We start from the raw sequence: 23,606 nt of genomic DNA, 5'->3' as shown, positions 1-23,606 counted from the left end.
TCTCAAACCACAAACCTGGAGGCCTCCTCATGTCCGACCCTATCGACAACTCTTCTGCCAATGGCGTCAAGCGCCGCGTCCTGCTGCAAGGCGGCGCGGGCATGGCCGGCATCCTTGCTGCGGGCGTCGCGCCCTTCGTGCACGCACAGGAAAAAATCGTCTTGCGCTACCTCGGCACGGCGGTCAACCAGGACAAGGCCATCGGCGAGAAGTTCAAGGCCGACACCGGCATCGAGATCCAGTATGTGGCCGTGACCACCGACGATGTCACCAAGCGCGCCGTGACCGCGCCCAACAGCTTCGACCTGATCGACACCGAATTCTTCTCGCTCAAGAAGATCGTGCCGACCGGCAACCTGAAGGGCATCGACGTCAAGAAGATCAAGAACGCCGACAAGATCACCGCGCTCTTCACCAAGGGCGAAGTGGCCGGCAAGAAGGTCGGCGACCAGGGCACCGCACCCAAGAAGGTGATCTACCTCGAAAGCGAAAAGTCGAAGAAATTCTCGGCCATGCCGACGCAGTTCATGTCGCTCATCCCCACGGTCTACAACGCCGACACGCTGGGGATTCGCCCGGACCTCATCAAGCGCCCCATCACCTCGTGGGCCGAGCTGCTGAACCCGGAGTTCAAGGGCAAGGCAGCCATCCTGAACATCCCGTCGATCGGCATCATGGACGCGGCCATGGTGGTGGAAGCCAAGGGCATCCACAAGTACGCCGACAAGGGCAACATGACCAAGGCCGAGATCGACCTGACGATCAAGACGCTGATCGAAGCCAAGAAGGCCGGCCAGTTCCGCGCACTTTGGAAAGACTTCAACGAGTCGGTCAACCTGATGGCCTCGGGCGAAGTGGTGATCCAGTCGATGTGGTCGCCGGCCGTCACGGCCGTGCGCACCAAGGGCATCGCCTGTAACTTCCAACCGCTGAAAGAAGGCTATCGCGCCTGGGCTGCCGGCTTCGGTCTGCCGGCCACCCTCAGCGGCAAGAAGCTCGACGGCGCCTACGAGTTCATCAACTGGTTCCTCGACGGCTGGGCCGGCGCGTACCTCAATCGCCAGGGCTACTACAGCGCCGTGCTCGACACCGCCAAGGCCAAGATGGAAGGCTACGAGTGGGCCTACTGGATGGAAGGCAAACCCGCTTCGCAAGACATCAAGAGCCCGAACGGCGATGTGCTGGCCAAGACCGGCGCAATCCGCGACGGCGGCAGTTATGAAGAACGCATGGGCGGCATCGCCTGCTGGAACGCGGTGATGGACGAGAACGAGTACATGGTCAAGAAGTGGAACGAGTTCGTAGCAGCCTGAACACTGTTGCTCGCCTCGGGAACACTCCTCTTCCAACGTTGATTCATGAGCGCACCAGCAACGTCCGGTCACGCCGCATCCCTGCCCAGCCACACCGTGAAGGCGTGGTGGCAGGCGGCGCCGTTCGCGCTGGTATTCCTGCTCTTCTTCTTGATTCCACTGGCGCTGATCGCGATGGTCAGCTTGTGGAACTTCAACGAATACGAGCTCATTCCTGCGATCTCGATTCGCAACTACATCAGCATCTTCGAAGGCTGCACGCACCTCACCGACAACGGTGATTACTGCGTCACGCTCAGCACCTACATCAGCACGCTCAAGTTCTGTCTGCTGGTCTGGGGCATCACGTTGCTCATCGGTTTTTCGGTCGCGTACTTTCTCGCGTTCCATGTGCGCTCGTCGACCATGCAGACGGTGCTGTTCGTGCTGTGCACGGTGCCTTTCTGGACCTCCAATGTCATCCGCATGATCTCGTGGGTTCCGCTGCTGGGTCGCAACGGCCTGGTCAACCAGGGACTGATGAGCCTGGGCGTGGTCCACGACCCGATCGAGTGGCTTCTGTTCTCCGATTTCTCGGTGGTGCTCGCTTTCGTGCACCTCTACACGATGTTCATGATCGTGCCGATTTTCAATTCGATGATGCGCATCGACCGCAGTCTGCTCGAAGCAGCCAGCGACGCCGGAGCGTCCGGCTGGCAGACGCTGTGGAACGTCATCGTTCCGCTGTCGCGCACCGGCATCCTCATCGGCTCGATCTTCGTCATCACCATCGTGATGGGCGACTTCGTCACCATCGGCGTGATGGGCGGCCAGCAGATCGCCTCCATCGGCAAGATCATCCAGGTACAGACCTCGTACCTGCAGTTCCCGCTCGCCGCAGCCAACGCGATGATCCTGCTGGCAGTCGTGCTCATGATCATCTGGGGGCTGACCCGGCTCGTCGACATCCGGAAGGAGCTTTGACGCCATGAGCAACCGCATAGGCGAACAACGCTCCCCGGGCTTCTGGCCGCTGGCCATCGTCTTCGCGCTTTTCGTTGTCTTTTTATACGGCCCGATGATCACGATCTTCGTGCTCAGCTTCCAGGGCCCCGAAGGCGGCCTCACGTTCCCGCTGCGCGGTGTCTCCCTGCACTGGTTCTACAAACTCGCGGAAGGCCTCGGCACGGTAGACATCGGCGCAGCGTTCAGGCGCTCGCTCGCTCTCGGCGCCGTCGTCATGGCCTTCACCGTCGTCCTGTCGGTTTTGGCAGGTCTCGCATTCCGCAAGAAGCTCACTGGCAGCAACGCCCTCTTCTTCATCACGGTGGCAAGTTTGATCATGCCGTCGATCATTATTTCGCTCGGCATCGGACTGCAGTTCCGCCTCATAGACACCGGCATCAAGGAAGCACTGACGGCACTCGGCGCTACCGACATGCTCGAGGGTTATGGCACAGCCCTCGGCCTCTTTACTTCGGCGCTCGGCGCGCACCTGACGTGGACGTTGCCCTTCGGCCTGCTCATCATGTTCGCGGTGTTCAACCGCTTCAACCCGGCTTACGAAGAAGCCGCGCGCGACCTCGGCGCCACGCCGTGGCAAGCCTTCAGGTTCGTCGTGTTGCCGCTCATCGGCCCTTCGATCGTCGGCATCGGCATGTTCGGCTTCACGCTCAGCTGGGACGAGATCGCACGCACCTCGCAGGCCATCGGCGACGTCAATACCCTGCCACTCGAACTGCAGGGACTGACCTCGACGGTGACGACGCCGTCGATCTATGCGCTCGGTACCGTGACCACCATCGTGTCGTTCGGCGTGATGGCGATCGCGCTCGGCTCGGCCGCGCTGCTGCGTCGGCGTGCCGCGCGGTCCCGCTGACCCGAACGACACCGAGCGACCCGGGAACAACGCCGCGATGCCCAGCCTGCTCGTCATCAATCCGAACACCTCGGCGTCCGTCACCGCGCTGCTGCAGCACCACGTGCAAGCCGCCGCCGGCCCGGCCTTGTCGGTGCATACGTTGACGGCGCGTTTCGGCGCACCCTACATCTCGGACGAAGCCAGCTACGCGGTCGCGAACCACGCAGTGCTCGACAGCTGGGCGGTGGCGCAAGCGCAAAGACTCAAGCCGGACGCGGTACTGATCGGGTGCTTCGGCGATCCCGGACTTTTTGCGTTGCGCGATGGCGCCGGTGTGCCGGTGAGCGGCCTGGCCGAGGCGTCTTTCACGGCCGCCGCGTGGCACGGGCGCTTCGCCATCGTGACCGGCGGCGACCGCTGGCGGCCGATGCTCTCGCGCCTGGCCAATGCGCTCGGCCACGGCCAGACGCTGGCTGGCATCCACACGGTAGCGCCCACCGGCGCGCAGCTCGCCGCCGATCCGGTCGGCGCTCGCAAGCTGCTGGCCGAGGCCTGCTGCCAGGCGGCCGATCGGTTCAAGGCACAGGCTGTGATCCTCGGCGGCGCGGGCCTCGCAGGCATGGCCGCCGACATCGCAGCGCAAGTGCCGGTACCGCTGGTCGACAGCGTCACTGCCGGTGCCCAATGGGCACTCGAAGCGCTGCGGAATCCAGGGGCACGCAATGTCTCGCCAGCCGGTTTCGGCGTCGTGTGGCAAAACGTATCGTGGGAACTCGAAGCCCTGCCTTGATGCGCGGGCGAGGCCGAGGCCGATGCCGCGGCGCTAGCGCAAGAACACGCGCTGCATGAACTGCTCGACCGGCCACTGAACGATGGCCTGCAAGGTCGGCGGCAACGCCAGCGGGCGCATCAACATCTTGAGCGTGGTGCCCGGTCGCAAATTGCGGCGGATGGTCGCATTCATGCGCGCGCTGATCTGCTGAAGGTAAGCGGAGTCACCGGCCCGCTCCGGCGCGTGCGACCTGGCCACGTGCCTGATCGCGCAGTCCGCGTCTTCGCTCTTCAGCTCCAGCGTGCGCCGGCCGACCGTCGCCAACACGCGTGCCCGACCCGGCGCTTCCTGCGCGCGATACCGCTTGAAGAAGCGATAGAAGTTCTTGTAGTGACTGACCTCGTCGGCAGCGATGCGCTCAGCCAGCTCGTGCAACAACGGCTCGTTCGTGCTGTGGGCGAGTGCGCTGTAGTAAGTCGCCGTGCCGGTCTCGACGACGCAGCGCGCCGCCAGCTCCAGCGCCCGGGTCGGCGCCAGCAGTTCGACCTTGCAGTAGGTGGCGTATTCATGGAGGAACGCGTCGAAGGCCGGCTGCCACGCGAACTCAGGCCAGACGTGCTGGACATAGGCTCGCAAGGCACGCCCGTGCTTCAGCTCTTCCGGCTCCCAGCGATCGCGAAGCCAGTCGGCCACCTCGGTATCGCCACGGAAGAAGTCGATCAGGTTGTGCGTGTAGAGATCGGAGCCACTCTCGATGAAAGAGGCACAACTGATCAAATAAAAAAGGTTCTCGTCCTCGTGAACGTCGCCGAGCACGATGCGCCGGAAATCAAGATCCTCCGCTTCCCATAGGGCGGCTTCGTGCGCTGGCATGTGCGTTCCCTGACGTTGTTGATTCGACCCTTGCTTCATTCTTCGCCCGTTGCCCGATCCACCCTGTAGGCGCGTGACCAATTCAACTTATGAATGAATTAGGACGGCATGCCCCTAAAAAGCAGGCTGTCGATACGATGGCATCGCGCAGGCGCGGAAAGCCCAGCGCCGCGATTTCCGCAAAGAACAGGAGCCTTCTCATGAACGAAGCGACCCCGCGCCACACCGCGGCGCCATCGAACCTGGCGCCGATCGATTTCGAGACCGAAGTCGGCCCGTTGCCCTTGCACGGGACATTGCCTGAAAGTCTGCGCGGCACGCTGGTCCGCAACGGTCCGAACCCGCGCGTGCCGGACGCCAAGGCCCATTGGTTCTCGGGCGACGGCATGCTCCACGCCTTTCACATCGCCGACGGCGCAGTGCACTACCGGAACCGCTGGGTCAAAACGGGCCCGTCGGACGGCGTCGCCAACACCAATGTCATCGGCCACGCAGGCCGAGTGCTCGCGCTCGAAGAAGCACACCTGCCGGTCGTGATCGATCTGGCCACCCTCGACACGCTGGGCCCAACGGACTTCGACGGCGGCCTGCAGCACCGCGTCACCGCCCATCCCAAGACCGATCCGCGCACCGGCGAGCTGCTCTTCTTCGGCTACGGCACGCCCGAGTCGCTCTCCAGCGGCATGAGCTTCGGCGCCGTCTCGCGCGAAGGGCGCGTTACGCGTCGGGAACAATTCGAGGCGCCCTACGCGAGCATGGTCCACGACTTCGCGGTCAGTGCCGAGCACGTGATGTTCCCGATCATGCCGCTCACCGCCAGCCTCGAGCGCGCCCAATCGGGCCGGCCACCCTTCGCGTGGGAACCTGCGCAAGGCACGCGCGTCGGCATGATGCCGCGCAACGGCAGCACCAAAGACCTGGTCTGGTGGTCGGGTCCGGCCTGCTACGTGTTCCATGTGATGAACGCGTGGGAAGCCGGCAACAGCGTGTTCGTCGACGTCATGCAGTTCGACCTGCCGCCGCTTTTTCCGTACCCGGACGGCTCGCCCGCCGGCGACAGCCGCACGCCCTCACGCCTCACCCGTTGGACCTTCGACCTCGACAACCCGGCCCACGAGTTCACGCAAACGGTGCTGGAAGAAACCCGCGGCGAATTCCCGCGAATGGACGAGCGCTACGCCGGGTTCGCGTATCGCCACGGGTGGTTCGCCGGACACGTCGCGCTAGACGATGGCGAGGTACGCATGTACGCGAGCGTCGTCCATGTCGATCACGCGACAGGCGCCCGCGACATGTTCACCTTCGATGCGCCCGACATGGTTTCCGAAGCCATCTTCGTGCCCCGCGCCGACGAAGCCGACGAAGGCGATGGCTGGCTCCTGGCCACCGTGTGGCGCGGCCGCAGCGACACGAGCGACCTCGTCATCTTCGATGCGCGAGACGTCGCCAAGGGCCCGGTGTGCATCGCCTCCTTGCCGCATCGCGTGCCGGTAGGCTTTCACGGCAACTGGTTTCTGGAACGACCGACCCGCCTGACGTCCGATTGAGGCGGCCGCGGCCCAAATGAGTCACTGAACAGTTCATTGAACTTTACGCAAGCTCACGCTGCGCTCACGGAATCGACACGGGCGGCTTCCACACTTACCCTCACCTGCCGCCCTTCGGTGGCAGGCTTCAAAAGGAAGCAACGTCATGATCAAACTCCGCCAACGTGTTCTCTGGGCCAGCATGCTGGCCACCGCTACGCTCGTCACTGCAGGAGCCTTCGCGCAACCGGCGCCATCGGCGCCGACGACTGCGCCCACTGCGCCCACTGCTCAGGCTCCCGTCGGCAAAGCCGACCCAGCGGCCGAGCATCGCCGCATGGACCACGGAGATCCTGCCAAGCGATTTGCCCGCATGCAGGAGCACCGGGCCAAACGCATGGCGGCATTGAAAGAAAAGCTCAAGCTCAGCCCGACGCAAGAAGCTGCCTGGACCAACTTCACCGCATCGACGCAGCCCCCTGCAGGCCCACCACCACAGCGGACCGACCGCGCTGAGTTTGCCAAGCTGACAACGCCGCAGCGTCTCGAGCGCATGCAAGCCCGTCAGAGCGAACGCACCGCCATGTTCGCGAAGCGGGCGGAAGCAACGAAGACCTTCTACGCGGGCCTGAATCCCGAACAGCAAAAAACCTTCGATGCGGAAACTGCGCACATGGGCCATGACGGTCACCGCGGTCACCACGGTCAGGGCGGCCCGGATGCCCATCGCGCGCCGCCTCCTGTCAAGGGATGAGCCATCGACGCTGAGTGCATAAAAGCTCAGCCTCGACGTCAATAAAAAGCCCGTGGCGCTCATCGCGCTACGGGCTTTTGTTTTGCCTCAGGCGAGCACTGAATTACTTCGGCGTACCGCCACCTGCGGCTGGATTGGTGGGAACGTCTGGACGTTCGACCTTGTCACCACGCACCGGCTTGGTCTTGCGCCCCGCCATGCTGACTTCCTTGCGGGACATGTCACCGGTCGCCTGCATCGTTTCGTTGGGCTGCTTGGTCATCGAGCCCATCGTGCTCGCTTCTCCGGTTGGAATGGTCTTCGCGCGGTTAGCAGCGCGCGTCTCTGCCTTCACAGCTTCGCGCGACACCGGTTCGGTGCCGTCAGGTCGCTGAGGCGGGTTGGTCGTACCGTTCTTGAGCGAGATCGTGCTGCCTTCGCCGCCCTTGGACGGATTCGGTGCTGCAGGCTTGTCCTGGGCCATTGCGCTGATGCTGCCGACGCCCAACAAGGTGGCGGTGAGTACGGATAACAGACGTTGGTTTTTCATGGCGATGTCCTTTACTGAATTTCAGAATGGATGGATGAGCCCTTCCGCTCGAAAAGCTCTGGCTCCACCGTAGCCCCTGTTGGCGCGCACCGTGTCGGGGCGCAGCAGCCAGAGTTGTAGGAGCGAGGAGGGCGAGCACGAAAGGTTTCGCCAAGCTTTGTCAGGGTCGGAAAGGAATGAGGGCGAAGGTGGCGCGTTCCTACAGCCCATCGAGCGCGTGACCGTTACAACTGAGATCTGTGACAGCCGCACCCACTTCCCTCAAGGTCATGACAGTGAACACCCACAAAGGGTTCACTGCGCTCAACCGCAAATTCATCCTGCCGGAGCTGCGCGATGCCGTCCGGACTGTCGGCGCGGACGTCGTGTTTTTGCAGGAGGTGCTGGGCACGCATTCGCGGCACTCGCGCAAAGTCGACAACTGGCCCGAGGCACCGCACTACGAATTCCTTGCGGACACCATGTGGCCGCAATTTGCCTATGGCCGCAATGCGGTGTATCCCAAGGGACATCACGGCAACGCGGTGCTTTCCAAATTCCCGATCGTGCACTTCAAGAACCACGATGTATCCATCACCGGGCCGGAAAAACGCGGCCTGTTGCATTGCGTGCTGCGCCTTCCGGGTCGCCCGGTCGATGTGCATGTCATCTGTGCGCATCTGGGTCTGGCCGAGGCACATCGTCAGAAGCAACTCGAACTGCTGTGCCATATCGTGCGAGACGAAGTGCCATCCGATGCGGCGCTGATCGTTGCCGGTGACTTCAACGACTGGCGCGGCCGCGCGCACGAAATCCTCGAACAAGGCGCTGCGCTGCACGAAGTCTTCGTGCAGGCCAATGGCAGCGCCGCGCGCACGTTTCCGGCACGCTTTCCCGTGTTGCAACTGGACCGTATCTATGTGCGCAATGCCGGCGTGCATTCGCCCATCGTGTTGCCGCGCAAGCCCTGGTCGCATTTGTCCGACCATGCGCCGCTGGTCGCAGACATCTCGCTGTAAACGATCGGGGTCAAACCATGAGCGCGCATTGGATCGCCGGCAACACTATCGCGTTGCTGGAAAACGGCGAGGAGTTTTTTCCGCGCGTCTTCGAGCTCATTGCCAAGGCCGAGCGAGAAGTGATCATCGAGACCTTCATCCTGTTTGAAGATGAAGTCGGCCTGGGGCTGCGTGACGCGCTGGTGTCGGCCGCCAGCCGAGGCGTCAAGGTCGACCTGATGATCGACGGCTTCGGCTCACCCGATCTGTCGCCGGAGTACATGGCGTCGCTGACCTCGGTCGGCGTCAGGGTGCGTGTCTTCGATCCGGGCAAGCGGTACTTCGGGCACCGACTCAACATCTTTCGTCGCATGCACAGAAAGCTCGTCGTCATCGACAGGGCGCGCGCCTTCGTCGGCGGCATCAACTATGCGGTCGATCACCTGATCGCGCACGGGCCCAAGTCCAAGCAGGACTATGTGGTCGAGCTGACGGGTCCGATCGTCGTGGAAATCCATCGCTTCGTGCTGCACGCCATCGCGGTGGGTGGCAAAGGTGCGGGCTGGTTCAGGCGGCGGCTTCGGGCCGCGAAAGAACATGTGGACGTCACCATTGCGCAACCATCAGGTACGGCCGATGTGCTCTTCGTCAGCCGGGACAACCGGCGTCATACCAACGACATCGAGCGCCACTACCGCACCGCGATTCGCGCGGCCAGGCAGCGTGTCGTGATTGCCAACGCGTACTTCTTTCCCGGCTACCTCCTGATCCAGGAGATGCGGCGCGCCGCTCGGCGCGGTGTCGATGTAAAGCTCATCCTGCAGGGCGAGCCCGATATGCCAATCGTCAAGACCGCCGCCAGCATGCTGTATCACCACCTGCTGAATGCCGGGGTGCGGGTCTACGAATACTGCGAGCGACCGCTGCATGGCAAGGTCGCCGTGATGGACGATCGCTGGAGCACGGTCGGCTCGAGCAACCTCGATCCTCTGAGCCTGTCGCTCAACCTGGAAGCCAACGTGATCGTGCGTGACCGTGAGTTCAACGGCGTGTTGGCCGACCGACTCGACACGCTGATCGCACTGAGCTGCAAGCAGATCAAGACATCGGAACTTACCGAGTGGAGCGGATGGCGGCTGGTGCGCAGCTTCTTCATCTTTCACCTGCTGCGCTGGTATCCCGCGTGGATTCGCTGGCTGCCGCGCCATGCGCCGCGCCTGCAACGGGTCGAGTCCGGTGCGCAAGGCAGCGGCAGCGCAACGGCGGGCGCTACGCAGACGGACACAGCCGCATGACCCCGGCCGCGGCCCGGTCCACCAGGTCGCAGCCAATGCCTCCGCGTCGATCATGGATCGTCAACATCACGAGCAAGCCATGGTGGCCTTGGGCCAAGCGCATCGTGGTGCTGGGCTTCCTGGCCTTCGTCATCACGCTGCTGGTCGTCCAGGCCCGGTCCATCGACTGGTCGGAAGTAATGACGACCCTGCGCGCCTACCCGCTGCACGTGCTGCTGCTGGGTGCCGCGCTGGCCGCGTCGAGTCACCTGATCTACAGCACCTTCGATCTCGTCGGCCGGCACTACACCGGCCACAAGTTGCCGGCGGCAACGGTGATGGCCATCGCTTTCGTAAGTTATGCGTTCAACCTGAACCTCGGAACTCTGGTCGGTGCACTGGGGATGCGCGTTCGCTTGTATTCGCGGCTAGGGCTCGAGCCGACGACCATCGCCCGCATCGTCGGCAGCAGCATGCTGACCAACTGGCTCGGCTACTTTCTGCTCGCGGGCACGGCCTTTCTGTTCTGGCCGCTCAAGTTGCCGGACACATGGCATCTGGGGATGGCCGCGTTGAGAGCGGTCGGCGGTGTGCTGATGCTGATTGCGCTCGCGTACCTGCTGCTGTGCGCGTTTTCAAAACGCCGTGAGTGGACGATCCGCGACCACGAGATCGCATTGCCCGCGCTGCCCGTCGCGCTGGTGCAGCTGGCAATGTCGTGCGCCAACTGGGCGGTGATGGGCGCCACCATGTATGTGCTGCTGCTCGGCAAGGTGAGCTTTCCGATGGCGCTCGGCGTGTTGCTGATCGGTGCCGTGGCAGGCTTGCTGTCGCGTGTACCGGCCGGGCTCGGCGTGCTCGAGGCGGTCTTCATTGCCGTGCTCTCGCCACCGCTCGGCAACAGCGTATTGATCGCGGCAGTGCTTTGTTATCGGGCGATGTACTACTGGGCGCCGCTTGCGATCGCCGGGGCGCTGTATCTGCTGATGGAACTCAACGCGAAGAAGCTGGCCGCGTCAAAACAAGCCGCTTGAGGCAGGCGGACGAGACGAACGGTATGGATTGAATTCGATAACCACTGTAGATTCATCCAGTGGATATTCAACAGAAACTCGCTGTGCTGGCCGACGCCGCCAAGTACGACGCCTCGTGTTCATCGAGCGGCACCAGCAAGCGCAATTCGGTCGGCGGCAAAGGCATCGGCTCGACCGAAGGTTCCGGCATTTGCCACAGCTATGCACCTGACGGCCGATGCATCTCGCTGCTCAAGATTCTGCTCACCAACTTCTGCACGTACGACTGTTTGTACTGCGTCAATCGCGTGACGAGCAACGTGCAGCGCGCGCGCTTTTCGGTAAACGAAGTGGTGACCTTGACGCTCGACTTCTATCGCCGCAATTGCATCGAAGGCCTGTTCCTTTCCAGCGGCATCATCCAGAGCCCCGACTACACGATGGAGCAGGTCGTCGAGGTCGCGCGCGTGCTGCGCGAAGACCACGACTTTCGCGGCTACATTCATCTGAAGACCATTCCCGACGCGTCGCCAGAGCTGCTGCAAAGAGCGGGCCGTTATGCCGATCGGCTCAGCATCAACATCGAACTGCCGACGCTGCAGGGCCTGGCATTGCTGGCACCGGAGAAAGACGGCACGGCGATCCGCAGATCGATGGCGCGGCTGGCCGTCCACATCGACGACGCCAAAGGTGCGGCACGCGACAGCAGTGTCACCTCGATCGTCTCGATGCCAAACGCCACACCCCGCCGCGCCAAGCCGCCCCGCTTCGCGCCCGCGGGCCAGAGCACGCAAATGATCGTCGGTGCCGACGCCGCCGACGACGTCGCCATCCTGTCGACCAGCGCCAATCTCTACGGCGCCTACAGCTTGCGCCGGGTGTACTACTCGGCGTTCAGCCCTATTCCGGATGCCTCGTTTTCTCTGCCGTTGAAGTCGCCGCCGATGGTGCGTGAGCACCGGCTCTATCAGGCCGACTGGTTGATGCGGTTCTATGGGTTTTCGCACGAAGAGATCGTGCCCAAAGCACAAGGCGGCATGCTGGCGCTCGATGTCGATCCCAAGCTGGCGTGGGCGCTGGCGCATGTCGAGCGCTTTCCGGTGGACCTCAATGTGGCGCCGCGCGCCATGCTGTTGCGCGTGCCGGGCCTGGGCGTGAAGGCGGTCGACCGGCTGCTCATCGCGCGGCGCGTGCGGCAATTGCGCAGCGACGATCTTTCGCGACTGCATGTGCCGCTCAAGAAAGTGATGCCTTTCGTCGTGACGGCCGATCATCGGCCCGACCCCACTCTCACCAGTCACCGGCTTGCGGCGCAGTTGCGCCCCGCGCACGTGCAAGGTTCGCTGTTCGACGCATGAGAGCCTGTGGTTGCGTGACCGCTGCCCATGGCGCGCGCTCAATCCCTACATCGACCGCGACCGCTGCGTCATAGCCTTGGCTCATGGCAGGTCCCACGGTCACGAACATCACACTCGCAGGCGAAACGGACTGGCCGGGCTTTCGCAACGAAGCCCGCGCGCTGCTTGCGAAACTGATCTCTCCTGCAGAAGTCGCATGGCACACGCCTGCAAGCGGCGCCGCAGATTTGTTCTCGGATTCCGACGTGTCGCCGACCAGTCCACTTGTCGCAGCGCATGCGCATGGTCCGATCAACCTGGTGGTGCCGTCGTCTTTCGTCACGCTGTGCGAAACAGTCATCCTGCACAACGACCCTGCTCGCTTCGGCCTGCTGTACAGCCTGCTCTGGAGACTTGTTCATGAGCCAGCGCTGCGTCACGACCCGCTCGATGCAGGCCGTGTCAAGGCGCAGCACATGGCTCAATCGGTGCGGCGCGACATGCACAAGATGAAAGCCTTCGTGCGCTTTCGCACCGTTGAACGCGGAGAGGGGAAGCCGCCGTTGCACGTCGCGTGGTTCGAGCCCGATCACCACATCGTCGAAGCCGTGGCGCCTTTCTTCATGCGACGTTTTACGCAGATGGAGTGGGCCATCCTGACGCCGGAGCGTTCAGTGCACTGGGATGGCGAGCGCCTGCACTTCGGCCCTGGCGGCGAGCGTCGTGATGCACCCGCGCCCGACGCGGGCGAAGCCCTGTGGCTCACCTACTACGCCAACATCTTCAATCCAGCGCGCCTCAAGATGGCGATGATGAAAAAGGAGATGCCGGTCAAGTACTGGCACAACCTGCCGGAGGCCGAACTCATCAGCGGCTTGGCGGCCGACGCAATGGCACGTAGCGGGCGCATGGTCGAAGCCGCGCCCACGCAGCCTGCGCGGCGCATCGTGCCCCTGGCAAGTGAGGTGGCGCCGAGGGTATCGAATGCACCGCACGAGGGCATTGCGGGGCCAGAAGACGTTGGTCGCGGCGCCTTCACGGAGCCGACTGCTGCTACCCACCCCGCGCAGGCGCTGACCGCCCTCAAGAAGGCGACCGACCGGTGCCGTGAATGCCCCATCGGTGAACACGCGACGCAATCGGTGTTCGGTGAAGGCCCGGTCCACGCTGCATTGATGGTGGTCGGAGAGCAGCCCGGCGACCAAGAGGATCTGCGTGGTCGCCCGTTCGTCGGGCCTGCCGGGCGCTTGTTCGATCAAGCCATCGCGCAGCTCGGTTGGCCGCGCGAGCAGCTCTATGTGACCAACGCGGTCAAGCACTTCAAGTTCGAGCTTCGCGGCAAGCGGCGCATTCACAAAACGCCGACTCAACGCGAGGCTGCCGCCTGTCTGCATTGGCTCGAAAGCGAGATCGAACAGGTTCAGCCGCGTGCCTTGATTGCGCTCGGTGCCACAGCGGCCAAGGCATTACTGGGCCGGCCCGTCGCCGTCACGCGCGAGCGCGGCCAGTGGCATGACTGTCCGCGCGGACGCAAGGTGCTGGTGACGTTGCATCCTTCCGCATTGCTTCGCGGCGACCCTGCCGAGCACGAGCAGGCCTACAAGGCGTGGTTGGACGATTTGGCGCTTGCCACGGATTGGCTCAAGCACGCCGTCTAGAAACGGTACGCGTACCGAACCTTGTAGAAGGTTTCGTCCGGATTCGGCTCCTGGATGCGGCGTTGGAGAAGTGCTTCACCCGCAACGAGAACGTTTCCAAATGCAAAGTAGGACGCTTTCACCAATCGCAGCTTTGTTGAATGCTGCACCGCAGCAAAAGGTGTCCGCCGAGACTATAGTTATCAATCGAAATCAACGCTGTCACACTTCCCATGTCCTCTCGTTCTACTTCTGCTTCGCCACGCTTCGTCAACCCGCTGATGGTGTGGACCGACGTCGTGCTCAAGACTGGGGAGATGCTGATGTCCTCCGGCTCGGTCATTCAGATCCGCACGCAACGCATGGCCTCCGCCGGGCTTGCGCCCAGCGCCGCCGACATGGCCGAATTTCAATTGATGGGCAAGGAGAAGTTCGAGGCTGCCAACGAGTCGACCGCCGCCATGGCGGACGAGTTGGGCAACAAGCAATTCATGCTCATGAACAGCGTCGTCAAGCACTGGATCGGCAGCGTCACCGCACTCTTCGCGCTGGCAAGCAGCACCACGCCAGCCCAGGCGATGGCGCACCATTCCGCTTTTATCGATGCCGCCACGCGTTCCGCCGCCACGGTGAGCCAGCTGTCGAGCGCCTCCGCCCTGGCGGCACAGCGCGGGCTGCACCCGATTCACGCCAAGGCGACGTCGAACGCGAAGCGCCTGGCGCCCGTGGTGGTCAAAGCCGCTCGGGCACCAATCGCAGCAGCGTAATTTCAGACGGCGCGCCAAAGCGCTTGGGCGGACCCCAATAGCCGGTGCCGCGGCTCACATAGACCCACATGTCACTCAGCTTGTGCAACCCCGCCGTAAAGGGTTGCTGCAGGGGCACAAAGAGGTTCCACGGAAAAAACTGGCCGCCGTGCGTGTGACCTGACAACTGCAGGTGAAAGCCCGCATCGGCCGCCGCCGCGGCACTGCGCGGCTGATGCGCCAACAACACGCGGGTCGTCGTCCCAAGCGGCGCGCCGACCAATGAAGCGCGTGGGTCGCTGGCATGTGCCGCGTCGAAGTGCCCAGCAGTGAAGTCGGTGACCCCCGCCAGCACCAATGCATCGGCATTCACCTCCTCGTCGGTTTGTGCGCCTCGCGGCGGTCGGCCCTGCAACACCACATGCTCGTTGAGCAGCACCGTAAGGCCGAGCCGGCGCAGCTCGACGATCCAGGCGTGCGCGCCAGCGTAGTACTCGTGGTTGCCTGTGACCACGAAGGTGCCGTGCCGCGCACGCAAGCCGGCGAGCGGCGCGATGTGGTCACGCAGCTCCGGGACCGTACCGTCGACCAGGTCACCGGTGATGGCGACCACGTCGGCGTCGAGCCCGTTCACCGCCTCGACGATGCGTCGGATGTAGCCGCCCTTGATGGTCGGGCCGACGTGGATGTCGCTCAGCTGCGCGATCGTGAAGCCATCCAGTGCCGCCGGCAACCCGGTGATCGGCACGTCGACGCGCTTGATGCCTGCCGTGCGGCGCGCATTGACGAAGCCGATCAGAGAGATCGCCGTCGCCACGCCCAGGACTGCCACAGCGCTCCATTGCCGCAACGCCGGCCAGTCGATCACCATGCCACTGGCCGCGCCGACAGCCCAGGTCAGCAACATGCCGACGTCTCTAAGGATCGTGAGCACGAACAGCGAAGAGAACCAGCCCATGCTGATGAGCCCTATCCACTTCAGCACGTCGACGGCGGAAGTCTTTTTGGCGATGCCGCGCGACAGAAAAGGCAGCGGGATGGTGGCGGCTGAAACGAGCAGCGCGACGATCGCGAGCGCAGCGAGCGGCCACAATGGCCTCGACGATGCGAGCGCGGGCACAAGACGCAAGGCGATCAGCACATGCAACAGCGCTGTCAAAACACTCATGGAACGGAAAGGCATCGGGTCAGTCGGAGCGGGCACGGCCCGGGGACAGACAGCTGCAAGGCGCGTGCCGCACATTCAAGGCGCGGGCACGGGTGGTTATCACTACGGCTTTGCTGTCGGCGCCGCAGCTGTCACAGAAGAGGCCACGCCGGCGCCCGCAGGGAACAGGAACGTCGCCTTGGCGGGCGCGCCAGCCATGACTTGCAGCGGCTGCTTGAGGCTCTGGCCGCCGAGCTGGGCTTCGACCTCGTATTCGCCGGGCTCGAGTCGCGCGACAAAGTACGGGCCACCCGACACCACGTTGTCGAGCAGCGCGGTGCCGCTTTTGTCGCGCACGGTCACGTGCACGTTGGCCGCTAAATCAGCACCTTTATGGTCCTTGACCGCGAACTCGAAGGTCGCTGCCCAGCGCGGTGACACGACTTGCATCAGCTCGGCCTCGTCGGCACCGATGCCGCCGCTCATGTACTCGACGCCATGCGTCATGAAGATCGGCGGATTGGCTGCGTGCGCCGATATCGCGCCCAGCACCGCGACACCGCAAGCGGCCGCGACGAGCAGGGAACGAGCGGGTGAGAAAAATGGTTTCATCATGAAAGTCCCTGGGTCTTCCTGGCGCGAATCACACCACTTGCCACTGTGCGGCGCGCGGCTTAGGTGAGGCTGACTTCAGTGGGCGTCCAGGTCAGCGTTACAACCAGCCGGCCTTGCGGAATCGCCAATACAACACGCCGCAGGTAGCAGTAATCAGGCCAAGCGCCATGAGATAGCCATAGCGCCACTTGAGCTCCGGCATCGCCTCGAAGTTCATGCCCCAAATGCCTGCAAAGGCCGTGCACACCGCGAAGATGCTGGCCCAGGCCGCCAGCCGCTTCGTGACTTCGCCATCCGAAATCGTCACCATCGAGAGATTGACGTGCACCGCCGTGCTGATGGTGTCGCGGATCGACTCGATCGAGCCGTTGATGCGACTCAGGTGGTCCACCACGTCGCGAAAGTATTCCTGCGAGCCGGCGCAAATCTGCGGCACGCGTCCGCCATGCAACTTGCCCGCGCCCTCGAGCAACGGCGCGACCGCGTGCTTGAGCACCATGGCGCGCTGCTTGAGTTCATAGAGCCGCTTGATGCTCGCGCGCGGCTCACCCTGACTGAAGATCTGCTGCTCGACTTCTTCGAGCTCGACCTCCAGCGCGTCGATCACTGGAAAGTAGCGGTCGACCACCGCATCCATCAGTGCGTACAGCACGAAGCCGGAGCCATTGCGCAGCAGCTCGGGCTCGCGTTCGCAACGCTCGCGGACGCCCAGAAACCCCGACCTGCTTCGGCTGCGCACCGACAGCACGTAGTTCAGCCCCACAAACACATCCACCTCGCCGACGTTGAAGGTCGCCTCGCTATCAGCGGTCGCTGCGATCGGCTCAACGAGATGCATCACGACGAAGAGCGAGTCTCCGTACTCCTCGATCTTCGGCCGCTGATGGCCGTGGCTCGCGTCTTCGACTGCCAGCTCGTGCAGGCCGAACTCCGACTGCATCATCGCCAGCTCTTCAGGCTCCGGATCACTCAGTGCGACCCACACGAAACAGTCGGGCCGCGCGATGTAGTCGCTGATGCTGTCTACATCGATATCGGCTAGCTTGGCGCCGTGCTGGTAGGCAACGCAATTGATCAACATCGGCAGCTCGCATTGGAAAACGTCGGAGCCCGATTGTCGGTGCGCGGCCGCTTGCCTGCTGCTGCCACGCGGTTTTGCGGCCCGCGCCGCGACGGTGCAGAACCCCGGCGCAGGACGGTCAATGCCTCACCGACAACATCGCCGTAGTCCGTGAAGCCTCAGTCACTTGCGGCGCGGGTGTCGGCAACGTCTGCGCCGTCACAGGTGCGGCTGCCTTGGTCGCGGCTGCCATGTCGAAATTCGAAGGCCAGTTGAAAACTGCGTGCCCCGGCACATCGATGGAAACGCTGACCGATTGCGTAAGCGTGAGCCCGCCCACCGTCACGTCGACGTCGTAGGCGCCGGGCTCGAGCCGCGCCAGCATGACGGGGCCTGACGACAGCGCGTCCATGATCAGATCGCCATTCGACGCGTTGTGCACCACCACGCGGACCGGCGCCGGCAGCCTGGTGTTCTTGAGGCCGAATTCGAACGTGGCCGCCCAGCGCGGCGACACCATGGCCATGAAGGCCGCCTCGTCCTTGTTCGCCCCACCGCTCATGTACTCGACGCCCTGTTGCGCGACGAGGATCGGCGGGTTGCTCGATAGCGCATGCGCAGGCAGCGCGGCAAAAAAGGCGAGTCCTAAGCAAGCCAGCGCGCTGGATGCATCGAACGAAGGTCGCGAATTCCTGGAAGGTGTGGTCACTGCCGAAGTCCTTGCCGCTGGTGTGGTTAGAGAGGGTGTTGGGGGATTGCCAAGCGTTACCGCAGGAGATTCTGCTTAGCAAGGAGCGGGCTAGCCACAGCGTTAACACCAGTGCGCTATGTTTTTTGTAGCGTCATCGCCAACGCGGGAGCGCTTCGCAGCAGCTTCAGGTGATTGGTCACCCCTTCTGTCTCTCGATCGACCCCCCTTTTGCCCGCCCATCTCCCGCCTGCGAATTTCGCCGACATCTATAGCGGTGCGCTAGCCGTCTTGATAGGAACCAACATCGATCGAATCGCACCCAAAACAGAGCCTCCACCCATGGCGAACGCCCAATCCACCCTCGACGCAATCAAAGAAGTCCACACCCGCCGGCCTGTTGCAGCTCATGACGGCAGGACGTAGCCGGTCGCTTTTAATGCGGCAGCTAGTCAGCGATGCAACCACCGCGTTAGTCGGGCTTGGGGGCGGTGCGGCAATTTTTTCGAATGCGCGCGGCGGGGCCTGTTTTGAGCGAAGACACTACGCCGCATGGCATTAAACGATCACGACCCTTTGAAAGACCGCCGAGAGGCGATGACAGTTTGGGAACGTAGCCTGCGACCAAAGCAGGACAGCCACTGGATGCTTTGGCTGGCGCTTGCAGCGGCCGTCGTATTCCTTGCATATAGAGGCGGCGAATGGTTGCTCGAGCGGCGAACTCCACTCCCTGCCGCCACGACATCGAGTGCCCCTACGGCCGTCGCCACAGAACCAACACCCCCATCTGCATCAGTTCAACCTGTGGCGAAGCCAAACCCACGCACGTCTGAAAGCTACGGGGTCACCAAGTGCATTTCCGCTTTGGGCACAACGGCGTACTCCGATGGCCCATGCCCGGAAGGCAGCCGCCCAACTATCGTCTGGGTGCAGCCTGATGTGAATCTCTCAGATGGGCTGAGTGCCGCAGATAGGGAAGCATCGACACGAAATAACAGTGCTGTCTTGGCCCAGATACATAGACAAGAACAACGTATCGCACTGAGCGTTGAGAACGCTTCCAACGAATGCACAACGCTCGATGCACAGATAAAGTCGATCGATGCAATGGCGCGCCAGCCGCAGAGCGCATGGACGCAGGATCAACTGACCCGAGACCGGAAAGACGCGCGCGGTCGACAGTTTCGGCTGCAGTGTCGGCAATGATGCCGGACAACATATTCAATGCCCTAAACCGCTATGCGCCATGAATGGACCGGCGAATAATTAATCGCCGCATTCAACCTTTATTGCCAACTGCATTTCGGCAAGCTGCACAAGACCTATTCCCAGATTGTTCAACTCGCTCGGCTCTCAAACCGAACGCCCTCTTCGGTCGGAATGACCAAGTAAAACGCCACCCGAAGGTAGCGTCTTTGTCTGAACCAAGGCGCGTTAGTCGCGATCAAACATCGATATTCGAGGCCCGCAGCGCATTCTGTTCAATGAAATTCCGCCGCGGTTCCACCTCGTCGCCCATCAGCATCGTGAACACGCGATCGGCCTCGATGGCATCGTCGATCTGCACGCGCAAGAGGCGACGCACGGTCGGGTCCATCGTGGTTTCCCACAGCTGCTCGGGGTTCATTTCGCCCAGGCCCTTGTAGCGCTGCCGTGAAGTAGTGCGCTCTGCTTCGCTGATCAGCCATTTCATGGCGATACGGAAGTCGGCAACTTTTTCTTCCTTTGCACGTTCGCCCTCACCACGTTTGACAACGGCGCCCTCAGAACTCAGCAGGTCGCGGAAGGTGTTGGCTGCCAAGGCCAGGGCTGCGTAGTCAGCGCCATGAACGAAGTCTTGCGTGATCACGCTGCTCTTGATATTGCCGTGATGCCGGCGGCTGATGCGCAGCAACGGTTTGTCGGTGCGCACGTCGAACTCGCTGGCTACTTCGGCAGGCACGCCTGTGGTGTTCAGTTCTCGCAGCTTGATCTGCAACGCGACGGCCGAGGCCTCGGCACTGCCCGGATTGTCGAGGTCGAGTGCGACGCCGTCTGCAATGGCGCGCAGTGCCTCGGCATCCATGAAGTTACGCAGCCGTGCGATCACTGCTTCGGCCACTTGGTGCTTGCGTGCCAGCTCAGACAACGTGTCGCCAGAGAGCGTGGTCGAGTTGGCTCCGCCGGTTTCGATGCTCGCGTCTTTTAATGCGACTTTTAGCAGGAAAGCGTCGAGTGCCGGACCGTCTTTCAGGTATTGCTCTTCCTTGCCGACCTTCACTTTGTAGAGCGGTGGCTGGGCAATGTAGATGTGGCCGCGTTCGACCAACTCGGGCATTTGGCGATAGAAGAAGGTGAGCAGCAATGTGCGGATGTGGGCACCGTCGACGTCGGCGTCGGTCATGATGATGATGCGGTGGTAGCGCAGCTTGGCGACGTTGAAGTCGTCCGCACCGCCGCCTGCACTGCTCCCACCCGCGCGGCCGATACCCGTACCAAGCGCAGTGATCATCACCAGGATTTCGTTGCTGGTCAGCAACTTTTCGTAGCGTGCCTTTTCAACGTTAAGGATCTTGCCGCGCAGTGGAAGAATAGCCTGGAACTTGCGATCTCGCCCCTGCTTGGCAGAGCCGCCGGCTGAGTCACCCTCCACCAGGTAGACCTCGCAAAGTGCCGGATCTTTTTCCTGGCAGTCGGCCAGCTTTCCGGGCAAGCCCATGCCGTCGAGCACGCCCTTGCGGCGCGTCATTTCGCGCGCCTTGCGAGCGGCCTCGCGTGCCCGGGCCGCTTCGACAATCTTTCCGCAAATGATCTTGGCATCAGCCGGGCGTTCTTGCAGATAGTCGGCCAGCAACTTGCCGACGATGTCTTCAACCGGTGCACGCACTTCGCTGGAAACCAGCTTGTCTTTGGTTTGGCTGGAAAATTTAGGCTCGGGAACCTTCACGCTCATGACGCAGCACAGACCTTCGCGCATGTCATCGCCAGTGACTTCGACCTTGGCCTTCTTGGCGAAATCGTTCTCGTCGATGTACTTGTTGATGACTCGCGTCATCGCGGCTCTAAGGCCGGTCAGGTGGGTGCCGCCGTCACGCTGTGGAATGTTGTTGGTGAAGCAGAGGACTTGCTCGTTGTAGCCGCTGTTCCACTGCATCGCGACTTCGACGCCGATCTCCGTGCCCGGGATGCCACCATAGGTTTCGGCCGGACGCCTGCCTTCAGCGTAGAAGACATTGGGGTGCAGTACGGTCTTGCCTTTGTTGATGAATTCGACAAAGCCGCGCACGCCGCCGGCGCCTGAGAAGTCGTCTTCCTTCCCTGTGCGTTCGTCGAGCAAACGAATGCGCACGCCGTTGTTCAGGAAGCTCAGCTCACGCAGACGCTTGCTCAGGATCTCGTAATGGAAGTCCGAGTTCTCGATAAAAATTGTCGTGTCGGGCAAAAAATGAACTTCGGTGCCGCGCTTGTCTGTCTCGCCGATGACCTTCATCGGTGACACCTCAACGCCGTTCACCATCTCGAGCAAACGGTTCTGCACAAAGCCACGACTGAACTCCAGTTCGTGGATCTTGCCTTCACGACGAACCACCAAGCGCAGCTTCACGCTGAGCGCGTTCACGCAGCTCACGCCCACGCCGTGCAGGCCGCCCGAGACCTTGTAGCTGTTCTGGTTGAACTTGCCGCCGGCGTGCAGTTCGGTCAGCGCGATTTCGGCGGCCGAGCGCTTGGGCTCGTGCTTGTCGTCCATCTTGATGCCCGTCGGGATGCCGCGCCCGTTGTCGGTAACCGAAATCGAGTTGTCGGAATGGATGGTGACGACGATGTCGTCGCAGTGGCCGGCCAGCGCTTCGTCGATCGAGTTGTCGACCACCTCGAACACCAGATGGTGCAAACCGGTGCCGTCGGACGTGTCCCCGATGTACATGCCGGGGCGCTTACGCACCGCCTCCAAGCCCTCGAGGATCGTGATGGAGCCTTCGCCATACGAAGTGTCGGGCGCAATGATCTCAACCGGAATCGCACTTTCGATTTCAGGGGTGTAGACCGGTTCGGTATGCGGGGCTTCCGACGGAACTTTCGGCTTGTTTTCTTCGCTCATTGGGACTCTTTCCTCTCGCTCACTGACTCGCTAACTCGGGCAAACAGACTGGCTCATTCTTTTAAATTCGCATTGGCATCACGACGTACTTGAAACTCGCGTTGTCGGGAATGGTGAACAGGGCCGAGCTGTTCGAATCGGCCAAGTCCAACTTAACCATCTCCTGGCCCATGTTGGCCAATGCATCGATCAGGTAGGTCACATTGAAGCCGATCTCGATCGCGTCCCCACCGTAGTCGATATCGAGCTCGTCTTGCGCTTCTTCCTGCTCGGCGTTGCTCGACGCAATGCGCAAAGTGCCGGGCTCGAGATTGAGGCGCACACCCTTGAACTTTTCGCTCGTCAGGATGGCGGTGCGTTGCAAGCTGGCGAGCAATGGTGCACGACCCAGCGTCACGCTGTTCTTGTGGTTCTTGGGGATCACGCGGTTGTAGTCGGGGAATTTGCCCTCGACCAGCTTGGTGACGAACTCCATGCCGCCAAAACTGAACTTCGCCTGGTTGTTGGCGAACTGCATTTCGATCGCGCCTTCAGCATCGGAGAGCAGGCGCTGCATCTCGAGCACGGTCTTGCGAGGCAGGATGACTTCTTGCCGTGGCACTTCGACGTCGAGCGTGGCGGATGCAAAAGCAAGGCGGTGACCATCGGTCGCGACCAGGCTCAATTGCTTGCCTTCGGCGACGAAAAGGATGCCGTTGAGGTAGTACCGGATATCGTGCACTGCCATCGCAAACGAGACCTGGCTGAGAAGGTCTTTAAGCGTCTTTTGCGGGACGCTGAACATGGGCCCGAAGTTGGCGGCTTCCTGCACCAGCGGAAAGTCTTCGGCCGGCAGCGACTGCAACGTGAAGCGGCTTTTGCCGCCCTTCAGCACCAGCTTGCTCGCACTCGACTCCAAGCTCACGGTCTGGTCCGCCGGCATGGTGCGCAAGATGTCGATGAGCTTGCGCGCACCAATGGTCGTCGTGAAGTTGCCTTCGTCGCCACCAAGTTCTGCTGTCGTGCGGATCTGGATTTCAAGATCGCTGGTCGTGAGTTGCAACTGTCCGCCTGTCTTGCGGAGCAGCACGTTGGCCAGGATCGGCAGCGTATGCCGGCGTTCGACGATGCCCGCCACCGACTGCAGCGCGGAGAGGACTTTGTCTTGGTTTGCCTTCAGGACGATCATTTCTTACCTCTTCCTTATTTCTTTAATTTAATTTAGTAGTAGTAGATAAGGGCAGCGCTGCCCTGTGGAAAGAGGCATTTTCTTCTTTCCTGACAGGCACTTGCCTCGTCCCTCTGGCTGTGTGTAGCCGTGTTTTCTGCTGTCGTGCCAAAGCGCATAACTTTTTGGTTTGCGTCTGGCCTGTGGACAACTGCCTGCTTGTGCCGGAACTGTCCCCAGAGTTGTCCTTTGACAGCCTTGCTTGAATCTGTGATGACAA

The 23,606-nt window shown here is 62.2% G+C and carries 20 protein-coding genes; 12 read left to right on the top strand and 8 right to left on the bottom strand.

What is annotated here, in order from left to right; genetic code table 11:
* Nucleotides 1-29 precede the first annotated feature (29 nt).
* From H7F36_RS05665 to H7F36_RS05650, 4 genes are read left to right on the top strand one after another with little or no spacing between them, the layout of a single operon-like run.
* Entirely contained in the window at nt 30-1,313 is a 1,284-nt protein-coding gene (locus H7F36_RS05665) for a PotD/PotF family extracellular solute-binding protein (RefSeq protein ID WP_187053763.1), read from the top strand.
* A gap of 45 nt (nt 1,314-1,358) precedes the next feature.
* Entirely contained in the window at nt 1,359-2,276 is a 918-nt protein-coding gene (locus H7F36_RS05660) for an ABC transporter permease (RefSeq protein WP_187053762.1), read from the top strand.
* A 4-nt stretch (nt 2,277-2,280) separates the two neighbouring features.
* Nucleotides 2,281-3,171 carry an ABC transporter permease gene (locus tag H7F36_RS05655; RefSeq protein ID WP_187053761.1) on the top strand — a complete coding sequence of 297 codons (891 nt, stop codon included), beginning with the start codon at nt 2,281-2,283 and terminating at the stop codon, nt 3,169-3,171.
* A gap of 37 nt (nt 3,172-3,208) precedes the next feature.
* The gene (locus H7F36_RS05650) at nt 3,209-3,943 is read left to right on the top strand and encodes an aspartate/glutamate racemase family protein (RefSeq protein WP_187053760.1); all 735 of its coding nucleotides are present in this window, start codon (nt 3,209-3,211) and stop codon (nt 3,941-3,943) included.
* 33 nt (nt 3,944-3,976) lie between these two features.
* On the opposite strand, the gene H7F36_RS05645 is transcribed toward H7F36_RS05650, so the two are convergent.
* Nucleotides 3,977-4,798, bottom strand: a complete 822-nt coding sequence (locus H7F36_RS05645; protein ID WP_187053759.1) for a ferritin-like domain-containing protein — start codon at nt 4,796-4,798, stop codon at nt 3,977-3,979.
* A gap of 200 nt (nt 4,799-4,998) precedes the next feature.
* Here H7F36_RS05645 and H7F36_RS05640 point away from each other — a divergent pair, with 200 nt between their 5' ends.
* Together H7F36_RS05640 and H7F36_RS05635 are read left to right on the top strand one after the other, a co-directional pair.
* Nucleotides 4,999-6,345: a carotenoid oxygenase family protein gene (locus H7F36_RS05640; RefSeq protein WP_187053758.1), complete on the top strand. Its 1,347-nt coding sequence runs from the start codon at nt 4,999-5,001 to the stop codon at nt 6,343-6,345.
* Nucleotides 6,346-6,490: 145 nt separating this feature from the next.
* Nucleotides 6,491-7,078 carry a Spy/CpxP family protein refolding chaperone gene (locus tag H7F36_RS05635; protein WP_187053757.1) on the top strand — a complete coding sequence of 196 codons (588 nt, stop codon included), beginning with the start codon at nt 6,491-6,493 and terminating at the stop codon, nt 7,076-7,078.
* Between the two features lie 103 nt (nt 7,079-7,181).
* On the opposite strand, the gene H7F36_RS05630 is transcribed toward H7F36_RS05635, so the two are convergent.
* Nucleotides 7,182-7,607: a serine/threonine protein kinase gene (locus H7F36_RS05630; RefSeq protein WP_187053756.1), complete on the bottom strand. Its 426-nt coding sequence runs from the start codon at nt 7,605-7,607 to the stop codon at nt 7,182-7,184.
* 269 nt (nt 7,608-7,876) lie between these two features.
* Between H7F36_RS05630 and H7F36_RS05625 the strand changes: the two genes are divergently transcribed.
* From H7F36_RS05625 to H7F36_RS05600, 6 genes are all read left to right on the top strand, one after another.
* Nucleotides 7,877-8,605, top strand: a complete 729-nt coding sequence (locus tag H7F36_RS05625) for an endonuclease/exonuclease/phosphatase family protein (RefSeq protein WP_187053755.1) — start codon at nt 7,877-7,879, stop codon at nt 8,603-8,605.
* A gap of 17 nt (nt 8,606-8,622) precedes the next feature.
* A complete protein-coding gene (clsB, locus tag H7F36_RS05620) occupies nt 8,623-9,879 on the top strand; it encodes a cardiolipin synthase ClsB (protein WP_187053754.1) in 1,257 nt (418 codons plus the stop codon).
* 35 nt (nt 9,880-9,914) lie between these two features.
* A complete protein-coding gene (locus H7F36_RS05615) occupies nt 9,915-10,892 on the top strand; it encodes a YbhN family protein (RefSeq protein ID WP_187053753.1) in 978 nt (325 codons plus the stop codon).
* A 59-nt stretch (nt 10,893-10,951) separates the two neighbouring features.
* Nucleotides 10,952-12,229: a putative DNA modification/repair radical SAM protein gene (locus H7F36_RS05610; protein ID WP_187053752.1), complete on the top strand. Its 1,278-nt coding sequence runs from the start codon at nt 10,952-10,954 to the stop codon at nt 12,227-12,229.
* Between the two features lie 83 nt (nt 12,230-12,312).
* Nucleotides 12,313-13,866, top strand: coding sequence for a UdgX family uracil-DNA binding protein (locus H7F36_RS05605; RefSeq protein WP_187053751.1), 1,554 nt, complete (start codon nt 12,313-12,315; stop codon nt 13,864-13,866).
* Between the two features lie 212 nt (nt 13,867-14,078).
* Nucleotides 14,079-14,612, top strand: coding sequence for a polyhydroxyalkanoate granule-associated phasin (locus tag H7F36_RS05600; protein ID WP_187053750.1), 534 nt, complete (start codon nt 14,079-14,081; stop codon nt 14,610-14,612).
* On the opposite strand, the gene H7F36_RS05595 is transcribed toward H7F36_RS05600, so the two are convergent.
* From H7F36_RS05595 to dnaN, 6 genes are all read right to left on the bottom strand, one after another.
* Nucleotides 14,578-15,834, bottom strand: a complete 1,257-nt coding sequence (locus tag H7F36_RS05595) for a metallophosphoesterase (RefSeq protein ID WP_187053749.1) — start codon at nt 15,832-15,834, stop codon at nt 14,578-14,580. The two genes, H7F36_RS05600 and H7F36_RS05595, sit on opposite strands and share 35 nt — an antisense overlap.
* Nucleotides 15,835-15,861: 27 nt before the next feature.
* The gene (locus H7F36_RS05590) at nt 15,862-16,353 is read right to left on the bottom strand and encodes a hypothetical protein (protein ID WP_187053748.1); all 492 of its coding nucleotides are present in this window, start codon (nt 16,351-16,353) and stop codon (nt 15,862-15,864) included.
* Between the two features lie 97 nt (nt 16,354-16,450).
* Nucleotides 16,451-17,434, bottom strand: coding sequence for a magnesium and cobalt transport protein CorA (locus H7F36_RS05585; RefSeq protein ID WP_187053747.1), 984 nt, complete (start codon nt 17,432-17,434; stop codon nt 16,451-16,453).
* A 118-nt stretch (nt 17,435-17,552) separates the two neighbouring features.
* A complete protein-coding gene (locus H7F36_RS05580) occupies nt 17,553-18,122 on the bottom strand; it encodes a hypothetical protein (protein ID WP_187053746.1) in 570 nt (189 codons plus the stop codon).
* Nucleotides 18,123-19,545: 1,423 nt separating this feature from the next.
* On the bottom strand, nt 19,546-22,179 hold the full coding sequence (gene gyrB / locus H7F36_RS05575) for a DNA topoisomerase (ATP-hydrolyzing) subunit B (protein WP_187053745.1): 2,634 nt from the start codon (nt 22,177-22,179) through the stop codon (nt 19,546-19,548).
* Nucleotides 22,180-22,240: 61 nt separating this feature from the next.
* On the bottom strand, nt 22,241-23,347 hold the full coding sequence (gene dnaN / locus H7F36_RS05570; protein ID WP_187053744.1) for a DNA polymerase III subunit beta: 1,107 nt from the start codon (nt 23,345-23,347) through the stop codon (nt 22,241-22,243).
* Nucleotides 23,348-23,606 lie beyond the last annotated feature (259 nt).

Source organism: Variovorax sp. PAMC28562, assembly GCF_014303735.1.
In the GTDB taxonomy this organism is placed as follows: Bacteria; Pseudomonadota; Gammaproteobacteria; order Burkholderiales; family Burkholderiaceae_C; genus Variovorax.
This window is presented reverse-complemented; position numbering and strand designations above follow the sequence as displayed.